The organism is Mycobacterium sp. IDUB_17 (genome assembly GCF_055419465.1).
The window spans coordinates 311,239-323,733 of record NZ_JBVAXS010000001.1; the positions used below are offsets into that span (position 1 = coordinate 311,239).

At 66.9% G+C, this 12,495-nt stretch carries 8 protein-coding genes; 5 read left to right on the top strand and 3 right to left on the bottom strand.

Annotation, left to right across the window (positions count from 1 at the left end; translation table 11 throughout):
• Nucleotides 1-2 precede the first annotated feature (2 nt).
• From map to ACZYZ7_RS01575, 4 genes are all read left to right on the top strand, one after another.
• The gene (gene map / locus ACZYZ7_RS01560) at nucleotides 3-860 is read left to right on the top strand and encodes a type I methionyl aminopeptidase (RefSeq protein WP_450068852.1); all 858 of its coding nucleotides are present in this window, start codon (nucleotides 3-5) and stop codon (nucleotides 858-860) included.
• A 10-nt stretch (nucleotides 861-870) separates the two neighbouring features.
• The gene (locus ACZYZ7_RS01565) at nucleotides 871-2,370 is read left to right on the top strand and encodes a cobyric acid synthase (RefSeq protein WP_450068853.1); all 1,500 of its coding nucleotides are present in this window, start codon (nucleotides 871-873) and stop codon (nucleotides 2,368-2,370) included.
• 9 nt (nucleotides 2,371-2,379) lie between these two features.
• The gene (locus ACZYZ7_RS01570) at nucleotides 2,380-3,054 is read left to right on the top strand and encodes a hypothetical protein (RefSeq protein ID WP_450068854.1); all 675 of its coding nucleotides are present in this window, start codon (nucleotides 2,380-2,382) and stop codon (nucleotides 3,052-3,054) included.
• 63 nt (nucleotides 3,055-3,117) lie between these two features.
• The gene (locus tag ACZYZ7_RS01575; protein ID WP_135453716.1) at nucleotides 3,118-3,681 is read left to right on the top strand and encodes an alpha/beta fold hydrolase; all 564 of its coding nucleotides are present in this window, start codon (nucleotides 3,118-3,120) and stop codon (nucleotides 3,679-3,681) included.
• 81 nt (nucleotides 3,682-3,762) lie between these two features.
• On the opposite strand, the gene ngg is transcribed toward ACZYZ7_RS01575, so the two are convergent.
• Together ngg and ACZYZ7_RS01585 are read right to left on the bottom strand one after the other, a co-directional pair.
• Nucleotides 3,763-5,550 carry an N-acetylglutaminylglutamine synthetase gene (gene ngg / locus ACZYZ7_RS01580; protein WP_450068855.1) on the bottom strand — a complete coding sequence of 596 codons (1,788 nt, stop codon included), beginning with the start codon at nucleotides 5,548-5,550 and terminating at the stop codon, nucleotides 3,763-3,765.
• On the bottom strand, nucleotides 5,547-7,352 hold the full coding sequence (locus ACZYZ7_RS01585) for an N-acetylglutaminylglutamine amidotransferase (protein ID WP_450068856.1): 1,806 nt from the start codon (nucleotides 7,350-7,352) through the stop codon (nucleotides 5,547-5,549). The genes ngg and ACZYZ7_RS01585 overlap by 4 nt, the downstream gene beginning before the upstream one ends.
• Nucleotides 7,353-7,449: 97 nt before the next feature.
• Between ACZYZ7_RS01585 and ACZYZ7_RS01590 the strand changes: the two genes are divergently transcribed.
• On the top strand, nucleotides 7,450-10,773 hold the full coding sequence (locus ACZYZ7_RS01590) for a DEAD/DEAH box helicase (RefSeq protein WP_463740068.1): 3,324 nt from the start codon (nucleotides 7,450-7,452) through the stop codon (nucleotides 10,771-10,773).
• On the opposite strand, the gene ACZYZ7_RS01595 is transcribed toward ACZYZ7_RS01590, so the two are convergent.
• Nucleotides 10,774-12,363 (bottom strand): amino acid permease, encoded by a 1,590-nt coding sequence (locus ACZYZ7_RS01595; protein ID WP_463740069.1) that lies wholly within the window; start codon nucleotides 12,361-12,363, stop codon nucleotides 10,774-10,776.
• Nucleotides 12,364-12,495 lie beyond the last annotated feature (132 nt).

The window sequence follows — 12,495 nt, forward strand, 5'->3', positions numbered from 1 at the left end:
ACATGCCAGTTCGTACCGCCCTGAGCCCCGGCGTGCTCTCACCGACCCTGATGGTTCCCAAGTCGATCCCACGACCGGAGTACGCCTGGCAGCCCACTGTGCGCGAGGGCAGCGAACCTTGGGTGCAGACCCCTGAGGTGATCGAGAAGATGCGCGTCGCGGGTCAGATCGCGGCGGCGGCGCTGGCCGAGGCGGGCAAGGCCGTGGCCCCCGGCGTCACCACTGACGAACTGGACCGCATCGCCCACGAGTACATGATCGATCACGGTGCCTACCCATCGACCCTGGGGTACAAGGGGTTTCCCAAATCCTGCTGCACCTCGCTGAATGAGGTGATCTGCCACGGCATCCCGGACTCGACCGTGATCGAAGACGGCGACATCGTGAACATCGACGTCACCGCCTACATCGACGGAGTGCACGGCGACACCAACGCCACCTTCCTGGCCGGCGACGTCTCCGAGGAACACCGGTTGCTCGTCGAGCGCACCCACGAGGCGACCATGCGGGCCATCAAGGCGGTCAAACCCGGGCGCGCGCTGTCGATCGTGGGCCGGGTCATCGAGGCCTACGCAAACCGGTTCGGCTACAACGTCGTCCGTGATTTCACCGGCCACGGCATCGGCACCACGTTCCACAACGGGCTGGTGGTGCTGCACTACGATCAGCCTGCGGTCGAGACCGTGCTGGAACCGGGCATGACCTTCACCATCGAACCGATGATCAATCTCGGGTCGCTGGACTACGAGATCTGGGACGACGACTGGACCGTGGTGACCAAAGACCGCAAGTGGACCGCTCAGTTCGAGCACACACTCGTGGTCACCGACGACGGCGCTGACATCCTCACGCTGCCGTGAACAACGCACCGTGAGCGGAGCGCTGCTGGTCGCCGGGACGACCTCGGACGCCGGTAAGTCGATGGTGGTGGCGGGGCTGTGTCGGCTTCTTGCCCGCAAGGGCCTGTCCGTGGCGCCGTTCAAGGCGCAGAACATGTCGAACAACTCGGCGGTCACCGTCGACGGCGGAGAGATCGGCCGCGCCCAGGCCATGCAGGCCCGTGCCGCCGGGCTGGCGCCCAGCACCCGGTTCAACCCGATCCTGCTCAAGCCGGGCGGGGACCGAACCTCGCAGCTGGTGATCCGCGGACAAGTGGCCGGAACCGTCGCCGCGGGCGACTACTTCACCCACCGGGACCGGCTCGCGACGGTCGTCGCCGAGGAATTGGCCTCACTGAGATCTGAATTCGACGTGGTGATCTGTGAGGGCGCGGGCTCGCCGGCCGAGATCAATCTGCGCGCCACTGACCTGGCCAACATGGGGCTGGCCCGCGCCGCGGACTTGCCGGTGGTCGTGGTGGGCGACATCGACCGCGGCGGCCTGCTGGCCCACCTGCATGGCACCGTGGCCGTCCTGGAGCCCGAGGACCAGGCGCTCATCGCGGGATTCATCGTCAACAAGTTCCGCGGTGACCCCGCCCTGCTGGAACCCGGATTGCGCCAGCTCCAGGATCTGACCGGCCGCCCCACCTACGGGGTGGTCCCATTCGACGACGGAATCTGGCTCGACACAGAAGATTCCGTGTCGGTCCGGCCGGGAGGCGTGGTGGGGACCCCGCAAGCGCCCCGTGGCGCGCAGACGCTCACCGTCGCTGCCATCAGACTGCCCCGCATCTCCAACTCCACCGACATCGAGGCACTGGCATGTGAACCCGGAGTCCTGGTGCGGTGGGTCGCCGATGCCGCCGATCTCGCCGGCGCGGACCTCGTGGTGATCCCCGGCAGCAAGGCCACCGTGAACGATCTGGCCTGGTTGCGCCAACGCGGACTGGCCGAGGCGATCCTCACGCACGCCGCGCAGGGCCGGCCCGTGCTCGGTGTGTGTGGTGGGTTCCAGATGCTGTGCCGTCGCATCGACGACGCGGTCGAATCCTCAAGCTCGGAATCCGTCGAGGGCTTGGGTCTGCTGGACGCCGATATCGAGTTCGCCGCCGAGAAGACCCTCCGGCATTGGGAAAAGCCCTTGTGGGGCTACGAGATTCATCACGGCCAGGTGACCCGCGCGGCGGCCGATGACTGGCTCGGGGTGGGGCTGCGCCACGGCGCGGTCTACGGCACCCACTGGCACGGTCTGCTCGACAACGATCGGTTGCGCGGGGCCTGGCTCACCGAGATCGCTGACAGCGCCGGCCGTGGCGGGTTCGTGGTGGCCGGAGACACCGACGTGCAGGGGCGCCGCGATGCGCAGCTTGACCTGATGGCCGACCTGCTGGCAGCCCATCTCGACATCGGGGCCGTGATGGACCTCGTGGAGCACGGGCCGCCACCGCGGCCCACTATGAGCACTGCGCTCGTCGGCCCACCTCGGTAACCTGGGCAGATGACTCGATGCCATCGATGGGTGGCAGCTCCGGCCGGCCTGCTCGCCATGCTCGTGGTGTCCGGCTGCGCGCCGGTGATCGTCGGCACGCCCACCTGGCCGGGCGCCACCCTGGAGAAGGTGTTGCTGACACCCGCCGACTTCCCGCCCGGCGTGCAGGTCGATCGCGTCACCGACGATGGCGCAGGGCCGGGCGGTCCGGGCGGCCCGCCACCGATGCTATCCACCCCGGTCGGCTGCAGCGACGGGCTGACGAGGGTGATCGCCGAATCGGCCGAGCGGGGCCCGGGCAGCGCCGCGCAGATCATCGCCGCCTACGACGGGGCGCGGATGGTGCTGACCGTGATGGCCTCGCCGCTGCCGCTGGACAGGTTGGCGGCCACGGCAGAGCGATGCGCCCAGTTCTCCACCTACTTCGATCCGGCGGACAAGGGCATCCCGATGACCACCACCAAGCTGACCGCACCGCGTGCGTCAGCGTTGGCTTATCAGCAGACGATGCAGCTGGGCGGTAGGGCACAGAGCATCTTCTTCGCCTTCGAAAATGTCGGCAACTGGGCTGTTTTCGGAATTGCATTCCCCACGCAGGATCCGTCGATTGTCGCCAAAGGTGCATTGCCGCAGACATTTCTGGACGTTTTCGGTACCCAGGCCGAGCGGCTTGCCTCTCACTGACGCGGGCGTCAAGACAATGTTGATTCCGGCCCGCCCGTCGCTACTGGACGGTAGTTTGGCCGAATGCTTACCACCGTCGCGACGATCGACGGATTCACCACACCCGTCGACGTCTCGGGCCCCGAGAAGGGTTCCACCGTGGTAGTGCTGAGCGCCGGCCACCACGGCCCGGCCGCATACGAGCCGATCTGCCGGCGCCTGCACACCGCGTCACTGCGCACGGTGATCATCGGTCCGGATCCACGGCTGACCGCCAAGTCGGTGGTCGGCATTCTCGATTCGCTCAACATCAAATGGGCGTTGTTGGTCGGCGACCGGCTCGGGGGAGAACTCGCCTGGGAGCTGGCCGCGACCCGGCTGGACAAGTTCATCGGTCTGGTGGTGGTGGATCGTGGCCACCCTCGCGTCGCAGACGCCACGGGGACGATCCGCGACGACGAATGCCCGCCGGTCGAGATGAACACCACCGTGCTCGTCAGCTCTCCCGCGGCCCGCGCCGTCGCCAAGGCCAGCCAGCGCTTTGTGTACGGCGACTTCCGGCTCGTGGAGATAGCGGGACGACGCAACGCCGGTGACTCGACCGCACAGCTCGCGGCCGAGATCGTGCTGCGCACCAGCAGTTGGTGACGGCCCAGGCCTGCCTTCGCGCGAGCGCTCAGTCAGCCGCCACTGTGTTGTCGGGTCGGCGGCCTGCCTTCGCGCGAGCGCTCAGTCAGCCGCCTCCGAAGGCGTCCAGGCTTGCGGCAAACCCGGCTGCTGCGGGAACAGGAAATCCACGAATGCCGCGGCCGTGGGCTGCGGCTCATGATTGGCCAGCCCGGGGCGTTCATTGGCCTCGATGAAGACGTACTCGCGGCCCGTGACATCGGGCACCAGCAGGTCGATCCCCGTCACCGGGATACCGATCGCCGCGGCCGCGGTCACCGCAACTCGGCACAATTCGGGATTCACCTCCGCGGTGACATCGTGGATCGTCCCGCCCTGATGCAGATTGGCCGTTCGCCGTACCCGCAGGTGCACCCCCTCGGGCAGCACATCATCGAACGACCAGCCGGCCTCGGCGACCGTTCCCACGGTGACGTCGTCGATCGGGATGCGTGATTCGCCGCCGGTAGCCGCCGCGCGGCGCCGCGATTGCGTCTCGATCAGCTCGCCCACGGTGTGCTTACCGGTGCCGACGATCTCGGCGGGCCTGCGGATCGCCGAGGCCACCACCTTGCCGTCGATGACCACCAGACGAAGATCGTCGCCGGCGGCCCGCTGCTCGATCAGCACCTCCGGGTACTGCTCGCGGGCCCGGTGCAGCGCGGCATCCAGTTCATCGCCGCCATCCACGCCGACGGTGATGCCCTTCCCCTGCTCGCCACGGGTGGGCTTGACCACCACATCTCCGACCTCGGACAGGAAGTCGTGGTCCTCGCGGTCGAAGGTGGCCAGCCTGCCCTTGGGCACCGAGATGCCCGCCTCGGAAACGATCCGACGGGTCTGCCGCTTGTCATCGCAGCGGGCCATCGCCACCGCAGAAGTGAACTCCGACAGCGACTCTCGGGTGATGACTGTGCGCCCGCCGTGGGACAGCCGCATTTCGCCCGCGCCCGCATCGAGCACCTCGACCCGGATCCCGCGACGCATCGCCTCGTCGGCGATGATGCGCGCGTACGGGTTCAGATCGTCCACCGTTTCCGGAGGATGGGTGAACAGCGGCTCGTTGATCGCGTTCTTGCGTTTGACGGCCAGCACCGGGACGCGCTGGAAACCCAGCTTCTCGTACAGCGCGATCGCGGCGGAATTGTCATGGGCCACAGACAGATCCAGGTAGGCCCGGCCCCGCTCGCGGAAGAACCCGGCCAGGGTCCGGGTCAGCGCGTCCCCGACGCCGGGCAGTCCGGCGGCCGGATCCACGGCCAGGCTCCACAGGCTCGACCCGTCCTCGGGGTCGGCGAACAACCGGTTGTGGTCGACGCCGGTGACCGTGCCCACGACGCTGCCGTCGTCGTCGCGTACCGCAACCAGATAGACCACCGCCGGGGTCAGGGTGTGGTTGTGCCAGATGACGTCGACGGGTGCGGGCACCATCCCACACCGGACGTACACGCGGTTCATCGCGTCGGCGTCGCTCGGCGTCTGCAGGGTGCGCACGGTGAACCCGACGGGTTCGGCGGCGGTGAATTCGTCGGTGAACCGCAGCCGGTAGGTGTGGCTCGGATCGATGAACAGCTCAGCGGGGGAGCGGGCGATCAGCACGTGCGATTCGCGGGCGTAGATGCAGATGTCCCGCCGGCCGGGCCCCTCCTGCTGCAACACCTCGGCAAGCTGCTCGGGATCGGCGAAGGTCTGTCCGAAAATCAGCCGTCCCCAGCCTAATTCGAGCACCACATCATCGGCCATGGCATCGATGAGGTGCTGCGGTGAGGCATCGTGCAGGCTGAGCGTGATCGCCTCGGTGTGGTCGGACCCCAATGAGGCTTCCGACGAGTCATGGTCAGTGGCGGTCACGCCGCAGCCCCCGTCACCCCGTGGCGCTGCAACCACAACTCGAGCAGCGCGATCTGCCACAACTCATTGCCGCGCAGCGGGGTCAGCCTGCCGTTCGGGTCGGCGAGTAGACGGTCGACGGCCTCGGGGCGAAACAGACCGCGCTCCTTGGCTTCCGGTGCATACAGCGCGTCGCGGACCATATCCAGGTACGGCCCCTCGAGGTGGGTCAGCGCCGGGACGGGGAAGTAGCCCTTCGGGCGATCGATCACCGCTGCCGGAATCACCCGGCGCGCAGCCTGTTTGAGCACACCTTTGCCCCCGTGTGCGGTCTTCAGGCCCGGCGGACAGGTGGCGGCCAACTCGACGAGTTCGTGATCGAGGAACGGCACCCGGCCTTCCAGGCCCCACGCCATGGTCATGTTGTCGACCCGCTTGACCGGATCGTCGACCAGCATCACGGTGGTATCCAGACGCAACGCCCGGTCCACGCCGGTCTGTGCGCCCGCCGCGGCGAAATGATCGCTGACGAACACCCCGCTGGGATCGCCGTCGGCCCGGTAACCCTCGCTGATCAGCGCGCTCACCCCGGTGCTGTCACGGTCGAAGAACGCGCCGCGGTAGCTGGCCACAGCGCCGTGGAGGTCGGCCGCGCCCGGTTCGGCCATCGGCGGATACCAGTGATACCCGGCGAAAACCTCGTCGGCGCCCTGGCCGGACTGGACCACCTTGACGTGCTTGGCCACTTCCTGGCTCAGCAGGTAGAAGGCCACGCAGTCATGGCTGACCATTGGTTCGCTCATCGCCGCGATCGCACCGTCGAGGGCGGGCAGCATGCGGTCGGTGCCGATGCGGATCTGGTGATGGTCGGTTTCGAAATGCTCGGCGATGATGTCGGAGTACTTGAACTCGTCACCGGCCACCCCGCCGACGGACTCGAAACCGATCGAGAAGGTGGACAGGCCGTGCTGGCCGGCCTCGGCGAGCAGTCCGACGATCAGACTGGAATCGACGCCGCCGGACAGCAGGCATCCGACGGGCACGTCAGCCACCAGCCGGCGCTCGACCGCGCGCCGCAGCGACTCCAGTACCGCGTCCTCCCAGTCCTTTTCCGACCAGTCGGCCCGGTCGGCGTGCCGGGTGAAGTCCGGCGACCAGTAGACCGTGGTGTGCCGGCTGCCGTCCGGTTCGATCGCGACCACCGACGCGGGCGGCACCTTCTTGATGCCCTGCAGGATGGTCAACGGGGGCGGCACCACCGAATGGAACGTCAGGTAGTGGTGCAGCGCGATCGGATCGATCCGGGTGTCGACGCCACCGGCAGCCAGCAGGGCGGGCAGCGATGACGCGAACCGGATCCGGTGGGTGTCCTCGGTGATGTAGAGCGGCTTGACGCCCAGCCGATCGCGGCCCAGCAGCACCCGGCCGGTGTCGCGCTCGACGATCGCGAAGGCGAACATCCCCATCAGGTGCTCGACGAACCGGTCGCCCCAGTGGTGATAGGCCTTCAGCAACACCTCGGTATCGCTGTGGGAGAAGAACCGGTAACCGTGTCCGGACAGTTCCCGGCGCAGCTCCTGGTAGTTGTAGATGCAGCCGTTCCAGCAAACGGTCAACCCGAGTTCGGGATCGACCATGGGCTGGGCGCCCGCTTCGGTCAGGTCAATGATTTTCAGGCGGCGGTGACCCAGTGCGACCCGGCCTTGCGACCACACACCGGCCGCGTCCGGACCCCTGGGTGCCATCGCGTCTGCCATGGCCGACACCGCTGAAATATCCGGTGTCCGGCCATCGAGACGCACCTCCCCGGCGGCTCCACACATCAGTTCGACCCTACACAGGATCCGGCGGCGGCGCGTCACCCGCGGTGTGTCGGGGGTGTGACCGGGACATGTCGGAGCGTGGCCCTATTCTCCTCACATGAGGCCTGGATTCGGCTTCGGGATAGCCCGTGACGAGCTGATTCGTGATTTCGGCGCGCAGTCGACCGTGCGGGGTGAACGCTATGCCGCCGAGGGTCGGATCCGTGACATCGAGTTCGATGACGGCGAGCGTCTGCTTCGCGGACGGTGTGTCGGTTCGCATGGTCAGCTGTACGTCCTTGAGGTCGGCCTGTCGCCGGGAAGCCGGGCTGTTGTCGAGTGGGCATTGTGTTCGTGCCCCGTGGGGTCGTTCTGCAAACATGCGGTCGCCCTGGTTCTGACGGCCGCACCCCAGGACCCGGCCCACTCGCCGGTGGAGCGATGGCGCTATGTGCTCGACAAAGTGCTCGACGAGGTCGCCGTTCCCGACGGCGGCGGCAAACCGATCGCGCTGGAATTCTCGATCGGTGCCCCGACCCGCTACCGCCCGGGCACCCTGCTGATGCTGCGCCCGCTGTCCCTGGGGAAACGGGGCACCTGGATCAGCCGGGCACTGACCTGGCGGCGCCTCGTGGACTACCCGGACCCGGGCGAGTTCGACCGCGACCAGTACCGGGCCGTGCGGGCGCTGCTGTCGGAGATCGTGCGGTACTCCCCGCCGCACGGCAGCGAGGGGATGGTGCTCAACGGAATGCCTGCCACGCTGTGGTCCCGGCTCGACGAGGTGCTGGATGCGGGAGTGACCATCTTGGCCGACACCGCGAGTGGCATCCGGGCGGTCGAGTTGGTCAAGAACGTTCACCTCCGGCTGGACTTCGCGGCCGAGGGCGGTGGTGCCGTGATGTCGGTGGCACTGATCGTCGACGGGCAGGACAGCGACCCCGACGGCGTCGCGCTGATCGGGATGCCGGCTCCGCACGGGATGTTTCAGGTCGCCGATTCGGTGCTGCGCCTGGGCGCCTTCGACCCGGTGCCGGGACGCACCATGGCCGAGATGCTGGGCCACCACGAGCAGGTGCACATCCCGGCCGACATGGCGCGCGAACTCGCGGTCGACATCCTGCCGCGCCTGGCCAGCAGCGTGGACATGGAGGTCGCCGACGGCCTGTTCGTCCCGCCGGCCATCACGGGCCCGATGCCCGCGCTGACGGTCAAGGCCGTCGACGGCGGCGCGCGGGTGTTCTGGAGTACGCGCTACCAGGTCAACGATCAGCATCACGACTTCGACCCGATGTCTTCGGCCGGGTTGATCGGATACCGTGACGCCGCTGCCGAACAGTCGCTCTGGCAGCGGGTGCTGCCCGCGTTGCAGGCGGTCGCAGCCGCCGCGCAGGACTGGAAACGTCAAGCGGCGCAACATGTCAACCGCCGGATAACCACGACGCTCGACACCGACGCTGTCCATGAGTTGCGAGCCATCGTCAATGCCCAGAGCGCCCTGGACGCGGTCGCGGTGGCGTCGCAGCGCACATTGCTGGGCGGGGTGACTCTCACCCTCGTGGAGGCCGCGGTGCTGTGTGATCAGACCCTGCCGCAGCTGGACTGTTTCGCGGACCTGACGGTCGACGCCGATGACCGGTACCGGGCCGCCGGCGCCGATCCGGTGCTGTCGTTCTCGGGTGACACCTCGGTTCCGGGGGACTGGTTCAACCTGAACATCACGGTGAGCGTGGACGGCGAGACAGTGGCGCTGCCCGAGCTCATCCGCGAATTGAGCACTGGTGCAACGCACATGCTGTTGCCTTCCGGCATGTACTTCCGGCTGGACACGCCCGAGCTGGCCCGGTTGAGAGCCTTGCTCGACGAGGCGCGTGCGCTCGGCGAGATCGACGGGGACCGGGTCAATGCCGCGTCGATGAACATCACGCTGTGGGACGAACTGCTCGAGCTCGGTGTCGTCGACGAGCAGCTCGCCCGGTGGCGGGCCAACCTGGCGCGTCTGGCAGCGGCGCGTCCTCCGGTGCCCGTCGACCCGCCCGCGGGGCTCGACGCCGAATTGCGCGACTACCAGCGAGATGGACTGGACTGGCTTTCGTTCCTGTGGGACAACGGGATCGGCGGGGTGCTCGCCGACGACATGGGCCTGGGAAAGACCGTGCAGACGTTGGCTCTCATCGAGCGTGCCGTGGCCGGCGGCGCAGGCAGGTTCCTGGTCGTGGCGCCGACCAGCGTGGCGCGCAACTGGGTGGCCGAATGCCGCAAGTTCACCCCGGGACTGAACGCGGTGGTGGTCACCTCGACCAATGCACGGGCAGCCGTCGGACTGGCCGAACAGGTGGCCGAGGCGGATATCGTGGTCACCTCCTACACGCTGCTGCGCATGGATGTTGCCGCGTACTCACAAATCCAGTGGGCCGGAATGGTTCTCGACGAAGCGCAGTTCGTGAAGAACCACCACAGCAAGACCCATCAGGCCGCGCGGCTGCTCGACGTGCCGTTCAAGTTGGCCATCACCGGCACCCCGATGGAGAACAACCTGATGGAGCTGTGGTCACTGCTGTCGATCACGGTGCCCGGGCTGTTCCCGTCGCCGAAGGTGTTCGAGACGTATTTCCGCAAGCCGATCGAATCGGGTGCCGCCGATGATCTGCTGCCGGTGTTGCGCAGGCGGATCAAGCCGGTACTGCTGCGGCGCACGAAAAGTCAGGTGGTCAGCGAGCTGCCGCCGAAGAGCGAACAGGTGCTCACCATCGGACTGGGCGCCAAACATCGCAAGATCTACGACACGCGGCTGGCCCGGGAACGGCAGAAGGTGCTGGGGCTGCTGGGGGACTGGGAGAAGAACCGGTTCCAGATCTTCCGGTCGCTGACCTTGCTGCGCCAACTCAGCCTGCACCCGGGTTTGGTCGACGACTCCGCTCGCGCGGTGGGCTCGGCCAAGATCGACTTCCTCGTCGAACAACTCGATCAGCTGGTCGCCGAGGGGCATAGCGCGCTGGTGTTCAGCCAGTTCACCGGATTCCTCGCCATCGTGCGGGCGCACCTGGATTCCGCGGGTATCGCCTACAGCTACCTGGACGGTTCGGTCGACTCCGACGGAAGAGCCAGAGCCATCGAGGAATTCGGTACGGGAACCAAGCAGGTGTTCCTGATAAGCCTGAAAGCGGGCGGATTCGGGCTGAACCTCACCGCCGCCGACTACTGCTTCCTGTGCGACCCGTGGTGGAGCCCGGCCGCTGAGGCTCAGGCCGTCGACCGGGCCCACCGCATCGGGCAGACCCGGCCGGTCAGCGTCTACCGACTGGTCGCGGAGAACACCATCGAGGAGAAGGTGGTCGCGTTGCAGGACCGCAAGCGGGCACTGTTCGCCGCGGTGGTCGATGACGGGGATCTGTTCGGCTCGACCATCTCCGCGTCCGACATCCGCGAACTGCTCGGGTGATCAGCCCGGCAGTTCGGCGGTCGGGGCGTCGACCTGCTTGATCGGACCGGTGAACCAGTGCTTCACCGACACGTGCCAGTAGATGAACAGCAGCACCAACACGCCGCCGACCAGCAGCGGGGTGTAGTTCACGAACTTCCACTGGAAACTCGGGTCCCACGGCATACCGCCGAGCGAGGTCGGGAACATCGCGATGATCGAGGTGACGATGATCTCGACGATCGCCACCGGCGCCATCCACTTGTACTTGCTGCCGATGTTCCACCGGCCCTGCTCGAAGGAGTCGCCGGTCTTCCACCGGTAGTAGATCGGCACCGCGAAGCACAGGTACAGCCCGACCACGCCGATCGAGACGACGGCATAGAACGCGACCGGTGAGGGCACGTCCACACCGTTGACCGGAATCTTCACCGGCACGATGGCGGGCAGGGTGATGATCGCCGCGATCACCGCGGTGACGATGACGGCGTTGGCGGGCACCCGGCTGGCGCTGACCTTCGACCACAGCTGGTGCCCGGGGACCGCGCGGTCCCGGCTGAATGCGAACAGCATGCGTGAGGCGCTGGTCTGGCAGGCGGTGGTGCAGAACAGCTGACCCGCGGTGGCGATCAGCAGCACGACGCCCGCCCACTTCGATCCGAGCGCCTGGGTGAAGATGGTCGCCACCGCTCCACCGTTGGCCGACACCTCGTCGGAGTTCTGCACGGCAAACAGGAATGACAGCAACAGGATCCAGCCGCCGATCGCCGAGTAGAAGATCGACTGCCAGATCCCCTTCGCGGCGGCATTGGCCGCGCTCTTGGTCTCTTCGGACAGATGCGCCGACGCGTCATATCCGGTGATCGTGTACTGCGTCAGGATCGCCGAGATCGGCAGCACGAACAGCAGGAAGCCCCAACCGGAGGTGGAGCCGGAGAAGATCCCGGAGTTGTTGATGGTCTTGGCGAAAACGTCGGAGGCGCTGGCGTGTTGGTCCGGGAGCAGCCACAGGATGGCGATCACCGCGGTGGCGCCCGCGACGTGCCACCACACCGAGACGTTGTTGATGACGGCCAGCAGGTGTGACGAGAAGATGTTGATCACAGCCGAGACCGCCAGAATGATCAGGAACATGATGAACACCCGGGTCAGGCTGTAGCCGGCCAGCCAGGATTCACTGAACGTTCCCAGGGTGAGGTCCAGGAATGTCGCGCTGCCGTAGGACACCGACGCCAGGATCGCGATCAGGCCGATCAGGTTGAGCCAGCCGGTGTAGAAGCCGGCCTTGGGGCCGCCGAGTTTCGAAGCCCACCAATAGATTCCGCCTGAGGTGGGATACGCGGAGACGAGTTCGGCCAGACAGAATCCGATGATCAGGATGAAGACCGAGACAATCGGCCAACCCCAGGCGATGGCGGCCGGCCCGCCGTTGTTCCAGCCCAGCCCGAATGAGGTGAAGCAACCGGCCAGGATCGAGATGATCGAGAACGAAATGGCGAAGTTGGAGAATCCCGACCAGGACCGCTGCAGTTCCTGGACGTAACCGAGCTTGGCGAGATGTTGTTCGTCGTCACTGAGGTGTTCGGTGAGTTCTTCGTGCCCCTCGGGCATGGCGGCTCCTCGTGTGCAGGGCGGTGGGCGGTCTGCACACGGACAATAGAACGTTATTGGTCTGCTGTCCTACCTTTTGGGCGTGACAATCATGCTAATTCGGGGCACGATCATGACGTCATCGGCGAGGCA

Excerpts from the sequence above, each read along its gene's own strand:
- ACZYZ7_RS01570 (WP_450068854.1), top strand. The coding sequence starts at position 2,380 with ATGACTCGATGCCATCGATGGGTGGCAGCTCCGGCCGGCCTGCTCGCC.
- ACZYZ7_RS01590 (WP_463740068.1), top strand. The coding sequence starts at position 7,450 with ATGAGGCCTGGATTCGGCTTCGGGATAGCCCGTGACGAGCTGATTCGT.
- ACZYZ7_RS01585 (WP_450068856.1), bottom strand. The coding sequence starts at position 7,352 with ATGTGTGGAGCCGCCGGGGAGGTGCGTCTCGATGGCCGGACACCGGAT.
- ACZYZ7_RS01595 (WP_463740069.1), bottom strand. The coding sequence starts at position 12,363 with ATGCCCGAGGGGCACGAAGAACTCACCGAACACCTCAGTGACGACGAA.
- ACZYZ7_RS01575 (WP_135453716.1), top strand. The coding sequence starts at position 3,118 with ATGCTTACCACCGTCGCGACGATCGACGGATTCACCACACCCGTCGAC.
- map (WP_450068852.1), top strand. The coding sequence starts at position 3 with ATGCCAGTTCGTACCGCCCTGAGCCCCGGCGTGCTCTCACCGACCCTG.